This window comes from Marinomonas sp. 15G6-16, assembly GCF_055809555.1.
The window spans coordinates 81,787-102,109 of record NZ_CM147916.1; the positions used below are offsets into that span (position 1 = coordinate 81,787).

Below are 20,323 nucleotides of genomic sequence, written 5' to 3' on the forward strand. Positions count from 1 at the left end.
GTTTACGTCATTTTGAGGCTATCATAATAAAAAAGTTTCCAATTGGAAACAGCGCTTCGCATCGAATTGCTAAGTTTTTTATTGGAAATACTTAACCGTTCGATCAGGTTTTGCTTGTATTTGGCCGTATTTTTATTGTTTTCTCTATTAAACTGGGCTCGAATACTTGTCATGTTGGTTTGTTTTTAGATACTCTGTTTCCAATCGGAAACAAACACTATCAATATTCAATTTAAGGTTTTTTCTATGAAACGTACTGCCTTGTATGGTCAGCACCTTGATTCTGGTGCAAGAATGGTTGAATTCGCTGGTTATGAAATGCCTGTTCAATATCCTTTGGGTGTAATGAAAGAGCATTTATGGGTTCGTGAAAATGCTGGCCTATTTGACGTGTCTCACATGGGGCAAGTGATTTTAAAGGGTGAAAACGTTAAAACTGCACTTGAGCAGATTCTGCCTGTTGATGTTTTAGATTTGCCTGTTGGTATGCAACGCTACGGTATGTTCACAACAGCGGAAGGCGGCATTACCGATGACCTTATGTTTGCTAACTGGGGTGATGATGTCTTTATGGTGGTAAACGCTGCTTGTAAAGAACAAGACATTGCCTATTTAAAATCGTCTTTAGGTGGATGTGATATTGAAGTGATTGAAGACAGGGCTTTGTTGGCAATTCAGGGGCCAAAAGCTCGTGATGTTTTTGCTCGACTCGTTCCTGATGCTGCCACAATGACATTTATGCAAAGTCTTAAGTTTGATTGGCAAGGTGTTGAAATTTGGGTGAGTTGTTCTGGCTACACAGGCGAAGATGGTTATGAAGTATCTGTGCCGAATGATAAAGCGGAAGACTTTGCTAAGGCTTTGCTCGCTTTTGACGAAGTAGAGTGGATTGGTCTTGGTGCTCGCGACTCATTAAGACTTGAAGCGGGCTTGTGTTTGTATGGTCACGACATTGATACCAATACAACGCCGATCGAAGCGTCGCTTAATTGGGCAATTCAAAAAGTTCGCCGTTTAGATGGTGAGCGTGCAGGTGGTTTTCCTGGTGCCGACGTTATTTTGCCGCAATTTGCTGATAAACCTAAGAAGAAGCGTGTCGGTTATTTGGTGGAAGGCCGAGCGCCTGTTCGTGAAGGTGTCGAAATTATCGATTCAGAAGGCGAAGTGCAGGGCGTTGTAACAAGCGGCGGATTCTCACCAACCTTGTCTCAACCGATAGTCATGGCTTATGTGTCTACTGAAATTCTAGGCGATGAGAAACCTTTGTTTGCCAGTGTTCGTGGCAAAAGCATTCCTTTGAAGCAAGTGTCTATGCCTTTTGTCCCATCAAGATACTTCCGCGGCTAACACTCTTTTGTTTTCTAGGTGTGGGAAGTTTGCGGCTTCTCACATTTAAAGCTGAATCATAAAAATACGTTATGTAAGTTTTCTTTACATAGCGTATTTTTATTTCTTATGTGATAATTATTTCCTTTTGGAGTCTTTCATTGGCAAGTGCAAAACAGCTTGTGGAGGCTTTTGACGCCTATTTCCTTTCAAGTTTTAATACCTGTCTTGTTGGTGGGGCGGATGAGCCACTTTATGTTCCAGCGAAATCCAATGCTCCCGCTGTTATTTATTTTCGCAGTGATTATGTTTCCAGTGCTTTACATGAAATAAGTCATTGGTGTATCGCCGGTCACGAGAGAAGGCAGTTAGAGGATTACGGATATTGGTATAATCCAGATACCCGAGATCTCTTCTCTCAAAAAGAGTTTGAAAGTGTAGAAGTGAAACCTCAGGCCATTGAGTGTATTTTTCATTGGGTTTTAGGGCTGCGTTTTAGAGTTAGTGTTGATAATTTGTCTTTGCCAGATTATGACGCACAGCATTTTGAGTGTGCTGTTATGGCGCAGGTCGAGCGTTATTTGATTTCTGGTCTACCACAACGAGCTCGCTCATTTTCAATGTACTTATTGTCTCAGCGTTGTCCTGATGCGATTTTTGATGAGTTTTTAAAACAACAATATGAAGATTATTGTAGATGAAAACATGCCTAATGCTGCGCTTTTATTCTCGCACTTAGGAAATGTTGAACTGGTTAATGGTCGTACATTAACTCGTGAACAAGTGAAAGATGTTGATGTATTGTTAGTTCGATCTGTTACCAAGGTCACTAAAGATCTGTTAGAAGGCAGTCGAGTGCAGTTTGTTGGGAGCGCGACCATTGGTGTTGACCATATCGACTTGGATTACTTGCAAGAAGCAGGGATTACCTTCAGTAATGCTCCGGGATGTAATGCAGAAGCTGTTGCAGATTATGTTTTTAGTGGTTTAAGTTATTTGCATTTGTCGAAGAAGCTTAATTGGCTGGGTAAGAAAATCGGTGTCATTGGTTATGGTAATGTAGGCAAAAAAGTCTACAGTCGATTCGCCGCCATGGGATGCCAAGTATGCGTTTATGATCCATTTAAAGAAGAGACAAGTAGCGATATTAACTTTACTTCTTTAGAAGGTGTATTGGCTTGTAATGTTATTTCTTTGCACGCACCGCTCACAAAAAGTGGCTCTCATCCAACTCAAGGAATGTTGGGTGAAGCAGAGCTAAATGCTCTCAATGCAGGTGTCACCATTATTTCTGCGGGGCGAGGCGGTGTCATTGATGAATCCGCTTTATTCAAGCTTCACGAGCGTTTGGATGGCGATTTAAATCTAATACTAGATGTATGGCAAGATGAGCCCAATATTAATCAAGAGCTTATGTCTCTTGTTGATATTGCGACACCACATATTGCTGGCTACAGTAAGCAAGGCCGTGAGAAAGGCTCTTGGATGGTGTATAAAGCGTTATGCGAACATTTAGGTATCGCGGCTGATATCGATGAGAACGACGCCATTAGTTCGGGCTGGTGTGCTTCTCTTGAGGCAGCCACAGGTCGTACAGATGAAGAAGTATTGGCTCGCAGTATGCATGCTATATATGATGTAGCGAGAGACGACGCAAGATTGCGCTTTAAATATCGAGAAGCGAAAGAAAAAAACGTATTTGATTGGTTGCGAAAGTGTTATGTAGAAAGAGACGAGTTCAATACTTGTTCAATTAAACATAGCAATAACGATGTACTTAGCCTTTTGGGCTCAGCCGGTTTTGTGATTAACAATTAATAAAGAATTTAAGGTAGGTGCATGGCTGGAGTAATGCAGGTTGATCTAGGTGAACTAGAGGTACCAATAGGGACAAATGTACAAATAGAGTTCATATCACCACCTGGGCGCTATACGGTAAAAGTTCTTGGCAATATCCCTGGAAACTCATTGATATTGTCTTGCCCTAGAATTAATGGCAAAAACATTCTCGTCCGAGAGAGTCAGATAGTTAATATCAGGCTAATGTTAAGTACCCATGTTTGTGCTTTTGCCAGTAAAATCGCAAAAAGTTATCTTGAGCCTGCTGCTCATATTCATGTTGCTTACCCAAGTTATGTTGAAACTTCGGAAGTTCGTCAGACGGCAAGAGTTGAAACACGCCTTATCTCTAACGTAGAACCTAATAAGACGAAAACCTCCATAAAAGAAGCATCATCCGCCATTCTTGTTGATTTAAGCCTTGGTGGGGCGAAATTAGTTTCTAAAGAGGACTTTGGCGCAGTTAACCAGACTATGAGTTTGGCGTGCAATATGAAGGTTGGTCCTTACAGTCATATTTTGAAGGTTGAATGTGAGATACGCTCTCAAGAAATACAGATGCTTGAGCAAGTTCAGGCAAGTATGGTTGATAATGATTTCTTGGCGCGCATGGGAGTAGAGTATTTTTATGTGTATGGCATTCGTTTCTTGGATGTAGGGAAAGAAGCTGGCATTCCACTAACGGCCTATATTTTGGAAACTATTCGAAATAAAACCAAGTAGTTCTAGTCGTTCATAATCTCTTTAAATAAAAAACGCCAATATCACAGATATTGGCGTTTTTGTTTTTCATAGCGAATCTATTACAAAGCTTGTAGGGCTTTGATTCGATCTTTAATTGGTGGGTGGCTAGAAAATAGCTCGCCTAATGTTGGTGTTTTGCCTCGGCGGATGCCAAAAGCTAACATTGAGTCTGGCATGTGCGTTTGCTCATGCTCTTGTTGTAGGCGCGCTAAGGCTGCAATCATTGCGCCTTTGCCTGCCAGTCTTGCTCCGGCTTCATCGGCTCTAAATTCGCGGTAACGAGAAAACCACATGACAATCATAGAGGCAAGAATGCCGAAAATGACCTCGAAAACAAATGTAGCAATGTAATAGCCCCAGCCTACAGAGCCTTCGTTGTCGTCTTTGCGTAGGAATTGATCGACCGCATAAGCTGCTATGCGAGCAAAAAACATAACGAAAGTGTTTACCACGCCTTGAATCAAAGACAAGGTAATCATGTCGCCGTTTGCTACGTGACCAATTTCGTGACCAAGAACGGCTTTAATCTCGTCTGGTGAGAAACGGTCCATCATGCCGCTAGAAACCGCCACAAGCGCTGCGTTTTTATTCCAGCCTGTCGCAAAAGCATTTGCGTCGTGGGAAGGAAAAATGGCGACCTCAGGCATCTTAATGTTCGCTTTGTCTGAAAGCTCTTTCACTGTATCAAGTAGCCAAACCTCTTTATGGTTTCGTGGTTGTTCGATAACCACAGCGCCAGAGCCTTTTTTGGCCATGAACTTAGAAAGAAGAAGAGAAACAAAGCTTCCAGCAAAACCAAATACACCGCAAAAAATCAATAAAGATGTGAAGTCTAGACCATTGCTGGTCATGTAGCCGTTAACACCTAAAAGACTCAATACAACGCCTGCCACCACCATGATGGCTAAGTTTGTCAGTAAAAACAGAATGATGCGCATAGCTATGCTCCTTAATAAACTGTTAAGGAGCATAGTAGGGCTTTATTGGATTATTTCAAGAGGTGAGAGTGCTAGGGAAGGTGCGAACAAGTCCACTGGCTTCAGCGTGTGGATAAACCTTTATTATTCGAGGCAAGCTTCGCAGTCCAATATGAACATATTGGCAAGAAGCTTAACAAAGAATAAAAAGCGTTTAGCTCACGCCCTTCGGGTCTTTCAGAGAAACGGTCTCTCTGCGTTAAGAGTGATTGAAAGGTATTAACATTCCTGCTCACTCTTGCCTTGATAGACCGTTTCTCAGATAAGACTGAAGTTCAGAAGACTTAATCGCACCTTCCCTAGGTTTAACGCTTCCTTAATCTGCCTAAAAATGCATCAAAGCGCTCCATAGCAGGAGCCAGTTCTTCTATATGAGGCAAGAAGACAAATCGTACGTGATCAGGTGTCGGCCAGTTAAATCCTGTGCCTTGTACAATAAGAACTTTTTCTTCCTGTAAGAATTGCAGTACCAGATCCATGTCGTTTTGTATTTGATAGACTTTTGGGTCTAGTCTAGGAAACAGATAAAGAGCGCCTTCTGGTTTGTGGCAGTGGACACCAGGAATGGCATCTAGAGCTTCCCACGCTACTTTGCGTTGTTCATAGAAGCGGCCGCCAGGAACGATAAGCTCATTAATGCTTTGATAGCCACCAAGAGCGGTTTGTACGGCATGTTGAGCCGGAACGTTCGCGCAAAGTCGCATTGAGCTTAGAATATCTAAGCCTTCGATATAATCTTGGATGCCGCTGCGATCACCCGTGATGGTCATCCAGCCAGAACGAAAACCAGCCGTCCGATACACTTTTGATAAGCCGCCAAATGTTACACAAGGTGCTCGGCCTTCGGTGAGTGTGGCTGTTGGAATATGCTGTGCGCCGTCATAAAGTATTTTGTCGTATATTTCATCAGAGAAAATCAGTAAGTTGTGCTCTTCTGCCAAATTAACAATAGACTCTAAAACTTCTTTTTCATAAACCGCGCCAGTAGGGTTGTTCGGGTTGATAATGACAATGGCTTTGGTTTTGTTGGAGATCTTTGCGCGAATGTCGTTGATATCTGGCTGCCAGCCTGCGCCTTCATCACATAGGTAATGTCTTACATAGCCGCCAGACAAAGTTGCCGCAGCAGTCCATAACGGATAGTCAGGAGCAGGGATGAGGATTTCGTCGCCATCATTAAGTAAACCTTGCATCGCCATCACAATCAGTTCACTGACGCCATTGCCCATCCACACATGATTTACATCGACAGATTTGATTCCCAGTGCTTGGTATTTTTGCATGACCGCTTTTCTGGCTGAGAATAATCCTTTTGAATCGCAGTAACCTTGTGATGTTGGTAGGTTGCGAATGACATCTACAAGTATTTCATCAGGAGCTTCAAAACCAAATGGCGCTGGGTTGCCAATGTTGAGCTTTAAAATACGTTGGCCTTCATCTTCCATTCGCATGGCTTCTTTTAAAACAGGTCCGCGGATTTCGTAACAAATATTGGCAAGTTTGTTTGATTTAAGAATTTGCACCATTTAATCCTTATTAAATTTGAGCAGAAGAAGTCGTGTTCAACTGAGTCTGAGTATATTGGAAGTGACTGTTTAAGTTGTAAGTTACAATAATGCCTCTTCACGTCCAATACATGAAGAGGCATTTTAGGTGTGAAGCTTATTTTAGTAAGGTGATGATGTTCGGATCACTTAGAAGGCGGTTAACGGTTTGGCTGGCAAGGTCATTCATATCGTCTTCTATTGCTTGTTGATATGGCATGGTGCCGTATTCTCTAACTTTTTGAGAGCCATAGTTTGCTTTATAAGTTTGACCTTTGGCTGCTAGAGTTGTTTTTAGCTCAAAATCTAAAGTAGCAATGGTTTTTAACGCTTCTACTTTTGTGGTGTAGCTCATCTTTGTAATTTCGATTTGCAAATCAGCTGCAGGCATTACACCTTGATCTGGAGTGAAGCCCAAATCACGTAAACCTTTAAGGACACTTTCTTTTACGCTTGCGGCAACATCATTGTTCGCATATATGTCTGCACGTTCATTAAGACCTGTTTTTATAGAACCCACTGTTGTGGTTAATTTAGTGCTGGTGGAGACGTTGATCACTCGATCGTTGGAGAGGGTGTTTGTACTTATTTCTGGTTGTGGGCTAATGCTTATGTAATGTGTTGTGGAGCACCCAGCTAATAAAAGAGCAGAAAGGGATAAGGTTAAAAAAAGTTGTTTGTTTAGCATACAAGCTCCAATCCAATTGATTTTAAAAGCGACTTTTCTTCTAAGTTGCTTAAATTAATAAAAAAAACTATTGATTTTATGATGAGTAACAGTAATATACGCACCCGCTCACACAGCAAGATTGTTACGTTGTCCCATTCGTCTAGAGGCCTAGGACACCGCCCTTTCACGGCGGTAACAGGGGTTCGAACCCCCTATGGGACGCCATTCTTTCATACGGTTGGTTGTTAGTTTACCTAGTTTTCTCTGAATGAGAAGGTTTTGTGTGAGAAGTATTATTGTTGCGGGAATAGCTCAGTGGTAGAGCACAACCTTGCCAAGGTTGGGGTCGCGAGTTCGAGCCTCGTTTCCCGCTCCATCTTATTAAACGTATTGTTAAATAAGGTGAATGTTTTACAGTTTTCATAAAACTGATTTGCGTCCCATTCGTCTAGAGGTCTAGGACACCGCCCTTTCACGGCGGTAACAGGGGTTCGAACCCCCTATGGGACGCCACTATTTTTGATGTTCTTTTTTGATAAAAGAGCAAGTGTTACCCGAATAGAGTAGGGCAACATGCAATGCGGGAATAGCTCAGTGGTAGAGCACAACCTTGCCAAGGTTGGGGTCGCGAGTTCGAGCCTCGTTTCCCGCTCCATCTTATTCAACCTATTGTTAGATAAGATGATTGTTTTACAGTTTTCACAAAACTGATTTGCGTCCCATTCGTCTAGAGGTCTAGGACACCGCCCTTTCACGGCGGTAACAGGGGTTCGAACCCCCTATGGGACGCCACTATTTTTGATGTTCTTTTTTGATAAAAGAGCAAGTGTTACCCGAATAGAGTAGGGCAACATGCAATGCGGGAATAGCTCAGTGGTAGAGCACAACCTTGCCAAGGTTGGGGTCGCGAGTTCGAGCCTCGTTTCCCGCTCCATCTTATTAAACGTATTGTTAAATAAGGTGATTGTTTTACAGTTTTTATAAAACTGATTTGCGTCCCATTCGTCTAGAGGTCTAGGACACCGCCCTTTCACGGCGGTAACAGGGGTTCGAACCCCCTATGGGACGCCACTATTTTTGATGTTCTTTTTAATAAAAGAACAATATGTTACCTGAATAGAGTAGGGCAGCATGCAATGCGGGAATAGCTCAGTGGTAGAGCACAACCTTGCCAAGGTTGGGGTCGCGAGTTCGAGCCTCGTTTCCCGCTCCATCTTATTTAACTTATTGTTAGGTAAGATGAATAGTTTACAGTTTTCATAAAACTGATTTGCGTCCCATTCGTCTAGAGGTCTAGGACACCGCCCTTTCACGGCGGTAACAGGGGTTCGAACCCCCTATGGGACGCCACTTTCTTTCATTAAGAATGTGCTTGTTATTTGAATTGAGTTTACAGTTTTCACAAAACTGATTTGCGTCCCATTCGTCTAGAGGTCTAGGACACCGCCCTTTCACGGCGGTAACAGGGGTTCGAACCCCCTATGGGACGCCACTATTTTTGATGTTCTTTTATGATAAAAGAGCAATGTGTTACCTGAATAGAGTAGGGCAACATGCAATGCGGGAATAGCTCAGTGGTAGAGCACAACCTTGCCAAGGTTGGGGTCGCGAGTTCGAGCCTCGTTTCCCGCTCCATTTCCGTATTTTGAATACGTCCCATTCGTCTAGAGGTCTAGGACACCGCCCTTTCACGGCGGTAACAGGGGTTCGAACCCCCTATGGGACGCCATCTTCTTTTTGTTTCAAGCATGTCTTTTTTTACGCTATCATAGCTAACCTGTTTTTTTGAGTTTTTAGCCATGATTTGGTTTGTCAATTACAAGTCTGATACCACTCTTACGGTTACTGATCGTGGTTTAGCTTACGGTGATGGTGTTTTTGAAACCATCTCAGCAACGTCCAGGTCTTTATTACACATCGACGATCATCTATCTCGCCTTTATCGTGGTTTAACAAAGCTGGGGATGCCTTTCTCGGAAGATCAAAAGCAAAATCTCTGCACTTTCTTGTACTCTAGTATTCTGCCTTTGATCAAAAGTGACTCTGTTGTCAAAATTATGGTCACACGAGGTGAAGGGGGAAGAGGTTATTTACCTCCTGAAAATTGTCTTCATACTGTTATTATCGGTATCCTTCCTGCGCCAGACTATGAAACCCAGCGGCAAAAAGGGGTTAGCCTATCCGTTTCACCTGTTCCTGTAAGTGAGAACCGTTTTTTAGCCGGAATAAAGCATTTGAATCGCTTAGAAAATGTCATGGCAAAACAGTTTTTAATGAAAAGTGATTTTGAAGCCATCATGCTAAACAATAACGATGAAGTCGTTGAATGCATTCAGAGTAATATATTTTGGCTGAGCCAAGGTGTTCTGTACACGCCGTCGCTTGCGACATCCGGTGTTCAGGGTACTTTTCGCAAATATCTTATTGAAAACCAAGAGCAATATTTAATTCAAATTGGTCAATTTCCACTCTCTGATTTACTAAACGCCGATGAAGTGTTCATCACCAACAGTTTAATGGGCATTGTGCCTGTCACTCATATCGCGGGGAAATCTTTTCCAATTGGAATGGATACCCGAAAATTACAAACTTTAATGTAAGCTAAGGATGGGCATGAAGTTCATTAAATGGTTTTATCGTGTTGTCTTTCTTCTCGTCACCTTAGCTGCTGTCGCAGCGGGCTATTTTTATTCCTCTGTAACCACTCCTATTGGTGAAACATCCATAAAATCGTTTGAAGTAAAGGCAGGGGATACTTTCTATCAATTAGGTTACAAATTGAATGCCAGCGAGTTGATTGAGTATCCTTTTTTAACTCGTATCGTCTCTAAATTGCATCCTGAATGGACTCCAAAGGTTGGGCAATATGCTATTGAACCTGAAATGAACCTGCTTGATATTATGGCTCTGTTTGATTCTGGTAAGTCTATTTTCTATTCGATCACGCTTTTAGAAGGCAAAAACACTCAAGAGTTTCTTGGCGCCATGAAAGCTAAAGGCAATATTAAAATGACGCTGCTTGGTTTATCAAATGAAGAGATTGCAGAAAAAGTTGGTTTAGACGTACCTCATCCAGAAGGACAGTTCTTTGCCAATACTTACCGTTATCATGAAGGTGATACGGATGTCAGTATATTGAAACACTCTCATGCTTTGTTGCGTTCAACACTCAATGAGTTATGGGAGCAAAAAGCAGAAAATTTACCTTATAAAAATGCTTATGAAGCTTTGATTATGGCTTCAATCATTGAAAAAGAAACAGGTGTGCCTGAAGAGCGGAGTTTGATTGCTCAAGTATTCATCAGTCGCTTGGAAAAAGGCATGCGCTTACAAACAGACCCAACGGTAATTTATGGCTTGGGAGATGCTTTTTCGGGCAATTTAACACGCAAAGGCTTACAGGACTCATCGCCTTATAATACATATCGCGTTTATGGTTTACCGCCAACGCCGATTGCCAATGTGGGTCGTGAAGCCATTGCAGCAGCATTAAATCCTGAAGCCACCAAAGCTTTGTACTTTGTTGCTAAAGGAGACGGCACACATGCCTTTTCTAATACACTTCAAGAGCATAATCGTGCCGTTAGAAAATATCAGTTTAAGCGTCGTGAAGACTATCGTTCTACTCCAGAAGCAGTGAAATAGAGGTGTTACAAATGAGAGGCAAATTTATTTCATTAGAAGGTGGAGAAGGCAGCGGTAAAACGACGGCTATCCAATACATTAAAGAATGGCTTGAAGCGCAAGACATTCCCTATTTAATGACTCGCGAACCTGGCGGTACGCCTTTGGCAGAAGATATTCGTCAGCTTATCTTAAGCCCACGAGAGGAAAGCGTGAATGACACGACTGAACTCTTATTGGTTTTTGCTGCAAGAGCCCAGCATTTGGCAGAAAAAATTTGCCCAGCTTTAGAAAAGGGCATTTGGGTTATCAGTGATCGTTTTTTAGATTCTAGCTATGTGTATCAAGGTAAAGCCCGTGGCGGTGATACAAGCGTACTGGATCAACTATCTGAATGGGTGGTTGGAGAGAATAAACCTGATGCCACATTGTTGCTGGATATTTCTGTGGAGCAGGGACAAGAGCGAGTTCAGCAACGTAAGCACCAAGACCGCTTAGATAAAGAATCTATAGATTTTCACCAAAAAGTTCGTGATGGCTTTTTAGAACGTGCGGCAATTGAGCCAGAGCGAGTCAAAATCATTGATGCAAGCCTTCCTTTAGAAGCGGTACAGACGCAAATTGAAACCCAATTAGTTGCATTACAAACAATGTGGTCAGGTGAAAATAAATGACTGACTTGCCGCATTGGTTAAAGCCTTGTTTACAGCAAGTGCAAGTGCTTAAAAAGTCCAAAACTTTATCTCATGCTTTATTGGTTACGGGTGCTGATGGTGTAGGGCAAGAGCAGCTCGCGCAAGAAATTGTAAAAGATTTAATGTGTGAGAGTGACCAAGGCAATGCTTGTGGTTATTGTCATTCTTGTCAGTTGATGGCTGCGGATACACACCCTGACTTTCGTATATTAGACGGTGAAGCTGGTAGCATCAAAGTGGATCAAGTTCGTCAATTGGTCACTCAAATCAGTCAAAAACCTCAGGTTGGAAAGAGTAAAGTCATATTGATTACTCATGCCCAGGCCATGAATATCAACGCGGCGAATGCAGTATTAAAAGCATTGGAAGAGCCTTCCGCCGGTACTTACTTTATTTTGACCAGCTCTCACTCTACGAGCCTTTTACCGACGATTAGAAGTCGATGTTTATTGGTTAATGTGCCAACACCTAGTTTGACAGAAGTGAAGCAGTGGCTCATGTCTCAAGCGGATGGTGAAGAGGCCAGCAGGTTATTTTGGCTGACAACACAACCCTACAGGCTTTTGGCTATTCAACACCAAGGAAAGGTGAAGCTTTATAGTAATTTGCTTGAACAGCTGCAAAACATGTTTGAAAACACCGCTTCAATTAATGATGTCCTAAAGGGGTTAGACAGTAAAAATTTTGAAGACTATTGCAATGGCTTGGCGGCCATTGTGCACCAATGCATTTGCCATTCGACAGGAATGAAGCTTGATGAATCTCTGTCTCAAATTTATTCGATACTGATAGCGAGACTTGGCATTCAAGGCTTAATGACGCGCTATCAAGCATTGCAAAAGTTGAAGTCAGACCTTCAAAAAACAAATTTGAACCCCATAATGCAACTTACACACGAATTAAATCAATGGTAGAACAACTATGCTAATCGACACCCACTGTCATCTTGATATGCTTGATTTGACACCTTATAACAACGACCTTAATGCCGCCATTGATGCTGCTTACGAGAAAGGCGTTAGACAATTATTAAGTATTTCTGTCGACTTAGAAAAAATGGACACTATCCTTGGCTTCACAAAACGCGATGGGGTGTATGCAAGCTGTGGTGTGCACCCTTTACAAACAGAAGGTTTGATTACTGACGATGCGGTTCTAAGAAAATACGCTCAAGACAGCAAGGTGATTGCTATTGGGGAAACAGGTCTTGATTACTTCTATGAAACGTCTGAAGAGGCCCATGAAGCTCAAAAAGTCAGCTTCATGCATCATTTGAAGTTGGCGGGAGAATTAGATCTTCCTGTGATTGTTCATACGCGCAGCGCAAAACAGGATACATTGGATTTAATTAAGCAATATGGCAATCGTAATACTGCTGGGGTTTTGCATTGTTTCACTGAAGATTATGATATGGCCAAAGCAGCGTTAGATGAAAACTACCTTATTTCTATCTCTGGCATAGTGACCTTTAAAACCGCAGAAGACCTAAAAGAAACAGTCAGAAAACTCCCATTGGATTCACTTATTGTTGAAACCGATTCGCCATATCTGGCTCCAGTGCCTTATCGTGGTAAGAAAAACGAGCCTAAGTACGTTTCAGAAGTGGCGCAATACGTCGCGGATTTAAAAGGAATCCGTTATGAAGCTTTGTTGGAAGCAACAGCAGAGAACTTCCAACGTGTTTTCAAAAGAGCGTTACCAGAGAATCAATTAAAAATTCACGCATAATTGGTAGGGACGCAACTAAATAGCTTAATCAATAATGTTTGAGGAATCGCATTTCCAACGTAGGCGAAATGCGATAGGAGTGTTAGTCTCAACATATTGTATTTATTAAATAATATTGAAAGGAGAAAACCCTCCTTTCGCAGGCCGCTTTGTCTTGTCTATGGCTTGTCTAAAATAAAAGGAAACTTATTGATGTCGAACATGGTTACCTCTCTTCCATACCAAGCTCTTTCTGCCAAAGTCCCGAATGACCATTTGCCTTTTAAAACATTAAACGACATTGAACCGCTAAGCGGTATTTTAGGCCAAGAGCGGGCTGTAGAAGCAATACAGTTTGGTGTGGCGATGCAGCGCCCTGGTTATAACATTTTTGCTATGGGCGACTCAGGAACGGGTCGCTCTTCTTATGTGCTCAATTATTTAAAAAGTGAAGCAAAGCGTCGCCCAGCGCCTAATGAATGGGCTTACGTTAATAATTTTACGGAAAGCCATCGCCCTAAAGCCATTGAGTTTGCGCCTGGCCTGGCCAGTGTTTTTGAACAAGAAATTCGCACTTTGATTGATGGCTTAATGGCGACTTTTCCAGCCGCTTTTGAAAACGCTTCGTATCAGCAGCAAAAGAGTGTGATCGATAGAGCGTTCAACGACCAATACGAAGCGGCTATTAATAAGGTTGAGAGAATATCGGGGAAAATTGGCGTGGCCATGTTCCGTGATGCTTCCTCTGTTAGCTTTGCACCAATGAAAGATGGCAAAGCATTGGAAGAGAATGAGTTTGCCGCTTTAACAGATGAAGAGCGAGATGCTTTCCAAGAAGGTGTTTCGACGCTGGAAGGCTTGCTTAACGAAGAGCTATTAGGTCTACCTCAGTGGAAACGTGCGACTTATGAGCAAATTCGTCAGCTTAATTTAGACACAGTCAAAGAAGCATTAGACCCGTTAACCTCTGGTTTATTTGAAAAATACAAAGACGATGCAGAAATCACTGCTTATCTTACAGAGTTTAGAGCGGATTTAGACAAAACGATCATTGATCAGATGGCTGATGATAAAGCGTCGGAAAATCGTGATGAAATTGGTCGTCGCCAGTTTTATGAAGATTTATATTTACCGAATATCGCCATGCGTCATGAGACGGACGGCGGACAACCTGTTGTTTATGAACCTCACCCAACTTATCGAAACCTTTTTGGCCAAGTAGAGCACAGCAGTGACCAAGGTATGCTGATTACCAGTTATCGCTTAATTCGATCTGGAAGTTTGCATGCAGCCAATGGCGGTTATTTGATTTTGGACGCTGAGAAGCTTCTAACAGATCATTATCTATGGGAAGCACTTAAACGTGCGCTTAAGAGTAAAACATTAAAAATTGAGCATCCATATGCTGATATGGGCTTAATGAATACCATGACATTGTCACCACAAGACTTGCCGTTACAGGTGAAAGTGGTCTTGATTGGTGCGCGCGATATTTATTATTTGTTGCAGGATGCAGATCCAGATTTTCAGGAGATGTTTCGTGTTTTAGTGGATTTTGATGATACATTAAAACGCTCTAAAGAATCTGAATTATCCTTTGCTCGCTTAATGAAAGACCGTGTTGATAAAGAAGAGTATGCCAATGTCACTCGTGATGGTGTTGCCGCTCTAATTGAATACAGTAGCCGTTTAGCTGAGCACCAAAGAGAAATGGCCGCAAAGATCGGAGATGTCTTTGAGTTGTTAGGCGAGGCAGATTTTGTCCGTCAAATGGCCAAGGATACTGAAATCACCTCGACTCATATTAGCCGTGCTCTGAAAGCCAAAAAGCATCGTACTGGTCGAGTCAGTGAGAAGATCATCGAAGAGATCATTGAAGGCACGGTTTTGTTAGAAAGCGATGGTTATGCCGTTGGTAAAATCAATGGTTTAACCGTTATGCAGATTGGTGACAGCAGCTTTGGCGCGCCAGCTCGTATTTCAACAACGGTTTATCCAGGTGGCAAAGGCATTATAGATATCGAACGAGAGTCGAATCTAGGGCAAAACATTCACTCTAAAGGTGTTTTGATCTTGTCCGGTTATTTGGGGAATAAATATGCTCAGCGTTTTCCTTTAGATATTTCAGCTTCCATCGCGATGGAGCAAAGCTATGGTTACGTCGATGGTGATAGTGCTTCTACCGCGGAACTTTGCTGTTTGCTTTCAGCCTTGATACAAGTTCCATTACGCCAAGATCTTGCTATCACTGGTTCATTAAACCAATACGGTGAAGTCCAAGCGATTGGTGGTGTGAATGAAAAAATAGAAGGTTTCTTTAATGTGTGTAATGCACGAGGACTAACTGGAAATCAAGGCGTTATTATTCCTAAATCAAATGCCAACAATTTAATGTTAAATGATGAAATTATCGACGCTGTGAAAGCAGGGCAGTTTCATGTTTATGCGATTTCCACAGCGGATGAAGCATTGCATTTATTGACTGGTATTGAGCCTGGTGTGGCAAACGATGAGGGTGAATACCCAGAAGGAAGCTTGTCTGCCAAAGTGATTGAGCGTTTAGAGGAAATTGCCAATCTAGGTGAAGAAGAGGAAGAATCTGAAGAAGACGATTCTGAATCAGAGGCAAAATCAAAACAATCTAAGAAATAAGCTTTACGTTTTAATTCGCTAATTCAAATCCATCAGAGAACCAATGGTATCCATTAATGTTTGCCATTGGTTCTCTTGATTACTTGGGCTTCACAATCTGAGTTTACTAGTGAATAAACCGTGTAATACAAATCACTGGATTTCACGTATACATAACTCGCCACTTCCTTGCGTTTGCTTGGCAAATGCTTTTTCAGTATCAGTGCACTTCGAAACGTCTTACCACCGACATAGCTTTGAGCGCTTTTATCTGACGCCTGTTTTGCATCAAAGTCAGCGCATTCTGCGAATGCGAAGTTAGCAAATCCTAAGCATGTTACGAAAATTAAAATACATTTAGAACTTAAAATACTAAACTCCTGTGAACAACCATTGAATTATTTTATCCTAAGAAAGTCGAAGGATACATGAAACACAATAATCTTGATGGTGTCATAAAAAGTTTCATGCTGGAAAGTAGCTAATAACGACAGTATAAAGTGTATATTTTCTATATCGTGCTACTTTAGATAATATTTTTCCAGATAAATAAGCCATCTTATTTGTATTTTTTATATGGAGTGTTCTATGAATAAAGCTTTCTTTGCAGCAGCGACTTTGTCTCTGGCATTCTCATCAAGCGCTTTTGCTCATGGTGCATGTGGTCATACAGATTTACATGGCTATATGATTGGCATTAAAGATGAATTGAAACTCTTGTCTTCAGATGTGAAAGCAGGAAACAATGATGAAGCGGCAGGTAGAATCGATCATATCGTTGGGTACCTTGAAAAGTCTCATGATGTGATTCCGCATCAATTTAGCAGTGATCACCTTGAAGGTGCTGAGCTTGAAGAGAAGACGGCTGAATACAAAAAAGTGTTAGATGACACAATTGAAGTATTTAATAACTTGGAAGTGGCTTTGGCTTCTAATGATTCAGCGGAAGTTAGAAGGTTATTTGGCCGAATTGGCGAACAAAGAAACATAGGTCATCGGGCCTTTAAAGAAGATTGCTAACGCTGCTAGATGACCTAGCTTAAATTCACTGCTACAATGCGCGCGATAAAGAGAGGATAATATGGCTCGTGTTAAAAAATCGCGCAGTATGCGCGGAAAACTTGGTAAAACTGGCTCAAAAGAGATGATGAAGGAGCAGAATAAAGCTCGAAAAGCTTCTGCCACCCGTCGTTTCGCAACCAAAAAAGCGAAAGAACGCAAAGAGCAAGCTCATAAAAAGCTTGAAAGACTAGGCTTGCTTCCTGCAAAAGAAGAAGCGGCTCCTGCAGTTCGTCCACGTCGATTTGTTTTTGTAAAACCAGTGGATGAACAAGAAGAGAAGGCAAAGAAAGAAGCTGAAGCAATGAAGCTGTCAAACGGCATCAACCCTGATACTGAAGAGTTGTCTGTTAATGAATTATTATCTGCTTTCAGTGAAGAAATCTAAGTAAATAATAGATTATCGAAAAGGCTGCATATGTATGTGGCCTTTTTTTATGTTAAAAAGTACCTGTTATTAAAGATTAATCGATTACGTTATATAAGGTAGTGACTGTGAAAGCATCTGTTCCTATGTCGAGTGTTCGTTATCTGCTTAAGGCTGTTGAAGATCAAGGCTTAGATCGCCAAGCTGTGCTTGATAGCTTGGAAATAACACAAGATGAAATAGAGCAAAACGATTCATTTTCAGCCTATCGATATGGCATGCTTTACCAAAAAATCATGTGGCTAATGCAAGATGAGTCCTTTGGCATGCTAAGTGGCGGTAAGGTGCCAAACGGTACATTTAGAATGATGTGCCTTTGCATTATTCACGCTAAGAGCCTTTCCCATGCCTTATATCGTTGCAGTGACTTTTATGAAATCTGCCGAGGTCCAACCGTTAAGCCCGTATTGATCAAAAAAGGGCGATTTGCTCTGGTGACGTTTGCTCCGATTGATGCATCAGTGGGAGACGTAAATTCTTTAGTTACAGCAGAATCAAAAGAACAGATTCGAACCACGCTTTCTATGTGGCATCACTTTATCTGTTGGCTTATTGGTCGTCGCTTAAGCCTTAAGGCTGCCTACTTCACCAGTGAAAGACCAGACGATGTGGAATATTACAAAACCCTGTTTCAGTCAGAAGTGAAGTTTAACCAACATGCCAACGCGTTGGTTTTCCCTGCAAGTTATTTAGATATGCCCATTGTGCAAACCGAAGACAGTTTAAGGGGCTTTTTAAAAACAGCGCCTTATCAATTGATGGTCATGGTTGAAAATGACAACAGTCTTAAATCACAAGTGATGGCCATGTTAGGGAAAGACTTCTCAAGAGAAATGCCCAGTGCTGATGAAGTCGCCAGTGCTCTGAATATGAGCGTATCAACCTTACGTCGCCGCTTAAATGATGAGGATACGTCTTATCAGCATATCAAAGACGAGTGCCGTAAAGAGGCTGCGATTACTTATATGAACGCACCTAGGCTCAGTATTAATGATATTGCTGCTTTAATGGGGTTTGATGAGCCAAGTGCATTTTTCCGTTCTTTTAAAAAGTGGACGGGGATGACGCCAGGTGAATACCGTAAAAGCGAAGAGTATTTGAAGTTTGGCAAATCCATAAAGCAGTCATAGCTTTGAAGCGTTAACCTCCTCACATTTTTAATCATCAATAATCAGGCCTTGAATGTTTTTGTCAGAAATATAGGCCTGAATTGTTATTGAGAGATACGCTTTATTTTTTCATTCTATAGGTATACATCCGCTCGGATAATTAACCGGAGAATAAAAAATGAGCGAATACCTATACCCTACAAATGACATTTTATTTAGCTTGTCTTCAGTGGCTAACATTCAGCGACTCACTCCTTATTTAGAAGACGCGATTGATACAGACCTTTTGGAAGCCATATTAGGTGAAGCAGGGAAACTTGCTGAACAGGTAATTGCACCTATTAATCGTAGCGGAGACCAAGAAGGTTCACGCGTTGAATCTGGCGAAGTCTACGAAGCTAAAGGTTTTAAAGAGGCCTTTAAAGCATATTCCGAAGGTGGTTGGATTGGTCTTTCTGGCGATCCTCAATATGGCGGACAAGGGCTTCCTTCTTGCATTGCTACAGCGGTTAATGAAGGTGTTCAAGCAGCTAACCTTGCTTTCTCGCTTTGCCCTTTATTGAGCTTGGGGGCGATTGAAGCAATCAGCCTCCATGCTAACGATGAATTAAAAAATCAATACTTACCTAAAATGTTAGCAGGTGAATGGGCTGGAACCATGAACCTTACAGAGCCTGCTGCCGGTTCGGATTTGGCGGTAATTGCGAGTAAAGCGATTCCGGATGGTGATGTGTATCGCATAAAAGGTCAAAAGATATTCATCACTTGGGGTGATCATCAAATGAGCGACAATATCATCCATTTGGTTTTGGCAAGATTACCCAATGCCCCTGAAGGCGTAAAAGGCATTTCCCTTTTTATTGTTCCTAAATTTATCTTGGATAACAACGGTGAACCTGCTCAACGAAACGACGTTCAAGTGGTTTCCGTTGAGCATAAAATGGGGATTCATGCATCGCCAACTTGTGTTATGAGCTTCGGAGAAAAAGAGGGTGCTGTTGGTTACCTTGTTGGTCAAGAGAACGAAGGCATTAAAGCCATGTTTACCATGATGAATAATGCGCGCCAAGGTGTCGGCTTACAAGGTTTGGCAATTGCAGAGCGCGCTTATCAGCAAGCATTGTCTTATGCGAAAGAGCGTAAGCAAGGCATGAAAGCAGATAAGTCAGGAAAAGCAGCGATCATTGAACATCCTGATGTTCTTCGTATGTTAATGACAATGAAGTCACAAATTGATGCGATGCGTTCATTAATTTATGTTGCTGCAGTCGAAAACGATTTATCGCATTTTGCGACAGGTGAGCAGAAGCAAGATTCTATTGAAAGAACGGCTTTGTACACTCCAATCGTAAAAGGCTGGATCACTGAGCAAGCTCAAGAAATTACATCCTTAGCCATTCAAGTTCATGGTGGCATGGGATTTATTGAAGAAACAGGCGTTGCACAGCATGCTCGTGATGCCCGAATTCTGCCTATTTATGAAGGAACCAATGGTATACAGGCGATCGATCTGATTGGAAGAAAACTGTATTCAGACAAAGGTAAGGCCATGGCGTCTTTGCTTGAAGAAATAGAAGCAGAGTTAAAAGAGTCAACCAGTGTTCATGCAGATAAAGTTAAAGCGGTACTGCATCAAGCAAAACGTGCCACTGAATATTGCTTATCCTCTATGCAAAAGAATCCAGTGTTAGGTACAGGCTTGGCTTACTCTTACATGATGTTAATGGGATATTTAATTGGTGCTTGGTTGCAACTACGTGCTGTACAGCTTAGTAAACAGGAAGGAAGCCAATTAGATGACACTCAGAAAAAGTCTTGGGAGCATTCTGTTTCATTTTACTGTGATCATATTTTACCTAGAGCTGGTGCATACTTTGATTCCATTGAGCGTGGTCAGTCATCTATAGATGACTTAGATGAAAACAGTTTCAACAGATAAATAGCACAACACATTATAAAAATAATAATGCC

Annotated in this window: 17 protein-coding genes and 12 tRNA genes; 26 read left to right on the plus strand and 3 right to left on the minus strand. The window is 41.8% G+C overall.

Annotated features, from left to right (window positions below):
- The first annotated feature begins 246 nt into the window (after positions 1–246).
- The 4 genes from gcvT (at position 247) to AC0L46_RS00390 (ending at position 3,888) form a co-directional block, all read left to right on the plus strand.
- Entirely contained in the window at positions 247–1,347 is a 1,101-nt protein-coding gene (gene gcvT, locus AC0L46_RS00375; protein ID WP_473504936.1) for a glycine cleavage system aminomethyltransferase GcvT, read from the plus strand.
- Positions 1,348–1,487: 140 nt separating this feature from the next.
- Positions 1,488–2,027 carry an elongation factor P hydroxylase gene (locus AC0L46_RS00380; RefSeq protein WP_414682775.1) on the plus strand — a complete coding sequence of 180 codons (540 nt, stop codon included), beginning with the start codon at positions 1,488–1,490 and terminating at the stop codon, positions 2,025–2,027.
- Complete coding sequence (locus tag AC0L46_RS00385) at positions 2,008–3,144, plus strand: 4-phosphoerythronate dehydrogenase (protein WP_473504939.1); 1,137 nt, start codon at positions 2,008–2,010, stop codon at positions 3,142–3,144. The genes AC0L46_RS00380 and AC0L46_RS00385 overlap by 20 nt, the downstream gene beginning before the upstream one ends.
- Before the next feature lie 21 nt (positions 3,145–3,165).
- Complete coding sequence (locus AC0L46_RS00390; protein ID WP_414682777.1) at positions 3,166–3,888, plus strand: flagellar brake protein; 723 nt, start codon at positions 3,166–3,168, stop codon at positions 3,886–3,888.
- Positions 3,889–3,968: 80 nt separating this feature from the next.
- On the opposite strand, the gene htpX is transcribed toward AC0L46_RS00390, so the two are convergent.
- The 3 genes from htpX to AC0L46_RS00405 all read right to left on the minus strand — a co-directional run bounded on the left by htpX (position 3,969) and on the right by AC0L46_RS00405 (position 7,118).
- Complete coding sequence (gene htpX, locus AC0L46_RS00395) at positions 3,969–4,847, minus strand: protease HtpX (RefSeq protein ID WP_473504941.1); 879 nt, start codon at positions 4,845–4,847, stop codon at positions 3,969–3,971.
- Between the two features lie 344 nt (positions 4,848–5,191).
- On the minus strand, positions 5,192–6,412 hold the full coding sequence (locus tag AC0L46_RS00400) for a pyridoxal phosphate-dependent aminotransferase (protein WP_414682779.1): 1,221 nt from the start codon (positions 6,410–6,412) through the stop codon (positions 5,192–5,194).
- A 136-nt stretch (positions 6,413–6,548) separates the two neighbouring features.
- The gene (locus tag AC0L46_RS00405; protein WP_473504943.1) at positions 6,549–7,118 is read right to left on the minus strand and encodes a YajG family lipoprotein; all 570 of its coding nucleotides are present in this window, start codon (positions 7,116–7,118) and stop codon (positions 6,549–6,551) included.
- Between the two features lie 131 nt (positions 7,119–7,249).
- On the opposite strand from AC0L46_RS00405, the gene AC0L46_RS00410 reads away from it, so the two are divergent.
- The 22 genes from AC0L46_RS00410 (at position 7,250) to AC0L46_RS00515 (ending at position 20,291) form a co-directional block, all read left to right on the plus strand.
- A tRNA-Glu gene (locus tag AC0L46_RS00410) sits at positions 7,250–7,325 on the plus strand.
- A 76-nt stretch (positions 7,326–7,401) separates the two neighbouring features.
- A tRNA-Gly gene (locus tag AC0L46_RS00415) sits at positions 7,402–7,476 on the plus strand.
- Positions 7,477–7,537: 61 nt separating this feature from the next.
- Positions 7,538–7,613 (plus strand) — tRNA-Glu (locus AC0L46_RS00420).
- A 67-nt stretch (positions 7,614–7,680) separates the two neighbouring features.
- Positions 7,681–7,755, plus strand: a tRNA-Gly gene (locus AC0L46_RS00425).
- Positions 7,756–7,816: 61 nt separating this feature from the next.
- Positions 7,817–7,892, plus strand: a tRNA-Glu gene (locus AC0L46_RS00430).
- A 67-nt stretch (positions 7,893–7,959) separates the two neighbouring features.
- Positions 7,960–8,034: transfer RNA gene (locus tag AC0L46_RS00435), tRNA-Gly, on the plus strand.
- Positions 8,035–8,095: 61 nt separating this feature from the next.
- A tRNA-Glu gene (locus AC0L46_RS00440) sits at positions 8,096–8,171 on the plus strand.
- Between the two features lie 67 nt (positions 8,172–8,238).
- A tRNA-Gly gene (locus AC0L46_RS00445) sits at positions 8,239–8,313 on the plus strand.
- Positions 8,314–8,374: 61 nt separating this feature from the next.
- Positions 8,375–8,450, plus strand: a tRNA-Glu gene (locus tag AC0L46_RS00450).
- A gap of 66 nt (positions 8,451–8,516) precedes the next feature.
- Positions 8,517–8,592, plus strand: a tRNA-Glu gene (locus AC0L46_RS00455).
- A 68-nt stretch (positions 8,593–8,660) separates the two neighbouring features.
- A tRNA-Gly gene (locus tag AC0L46_RS00460) sits at positions 8,661–8,735 on the plus strand.
- Between the two features lie 18 nt (positions 8,736–8,753).
- Positions 8,754–8,829, plus strand: a tRNA-Glu gene (locus AC0L46_RS00465).
- 70 nt (positions 8,830–8,899) lie between these two features.
- Positions 8,900–9,700 carry an aminodeoxychorismate lyase gene (gene pabC, locus AC0L46_RS00470; RefSeq protein ID WP_473504945.1) on the plus strand — a complete coding sequence of 267 codons (801 nt, stop codon included), beginning with the start codon at positions 8,900–8,902 and terminating at the stop codon, positions 9,698–9,700.
- Positions 9,701–9,713: 13 nt separating this feature from the next.
- Positions 9,714–10,745, plus strand: coding sequence for an endolytic transglycosylase MltG (gene mltG / locus AC0L46_RS00475; RefSeq protein ID WP_473504947.1), 1,032 nt, complete (start codon positions 9,714–9,716; stop codon positions 10,743–10,745).
- Between the two features lie 11 nt (positions 10,746–10,756).
- Complete coding sequence (gene tmk, locus AC0L46_RS00480; protein WP_473504949.1) at positions 10,757–11,398, plus strand: dTMP kinase; 642 nt, start codon at positions 10,757–10,759, stop codon at positions 11,396–11,398.
- Entirely contained in the window at positions 11,395–12,333 is a 939-nt protein-coding gene (holB, locus tag AC0L46_RS00485) for a DNA polymerase III subunit delta' (protein WP_473504951.1), read from the plus strand. Before tmk ends, holB begins: the two co-directional genes overlap by 4 nt.
- A 7-nt stretch (positions 12,334–12,340) precedes the next feature.
- Positions 12,341–13,147, plus strand: a complete 807-nt coding sequence (locus AC0L46_RS00490) for a TatD family hydrolase (protein ID WP_473504953.1) — start codon at positions 12,341–12,343, stop codon at positions 13,145–13,147.
- 192 nt (positions 13,148–13,339) lie between these two features.
- Positions 13,340–15,778, plus strand: a complete 2,439-nt coding sequence (locus tag AC0L46_RS00495; protein ID WP_473504955.1) for a Lon protease family protein — start codon at positions 13,340–13,342, stop codon at positions 15,776–15,778.
- 567 nt (positions 15,779–16,345) lie between these two features.
- Positions 16,346–16,777 carry a cytochrome b562 gene (locus AC0L46_RS00500; RefSeq protein ID WP_414682787.1) on the plus strand — a complete coding sequence of 144 codons (432 nt, stop codon included), beginning with the start codon at positions 16,346–16,348 and terminating at the stop codon, positions 16,775–16,777.
- A gap of 61 nt (positions 16,778–16,838) precedes the next feature.
- Positions 16,839–17,204 (plus strand): hypothetical protein, encoded by a 366-nt coding sequence (locus tag AC0L46_RS00505; RefSeq protein WP_473504957.1) that lies wholly within the window; start codon positions 16,839–16,841, stop codon positions 17,202–17,204.
- A 107-nt stretch (positions 17,205–17,311) separates the two neighbouring features.
- Positions 17,312–18,373, plus strand: coding sequence for an AraC family transcriptional regulator (locus tag AC0L46_RS00510; protein WP_414682789.1), 1,062 nt, complete (start codon positions 17,312–17,314; stop codon positions 18,371–18,373).
- A 157-nt stretch (positions 18,374–18,530) separates the two neighbouring features.
- On the plus strand, positions 18,531–20,291 hold the full coding sequence (locus AC0L46_RS00515; RefSeq protein ID WP_473504960.1) for an acyl-CoA dehydrogenase: 1,761 nt from the start codon (positions 18,531–18,533) through the stop codon (positions 20,289–20,291).
- Positions 20,292–20,323: the final 32 nt, after the last annotated feature.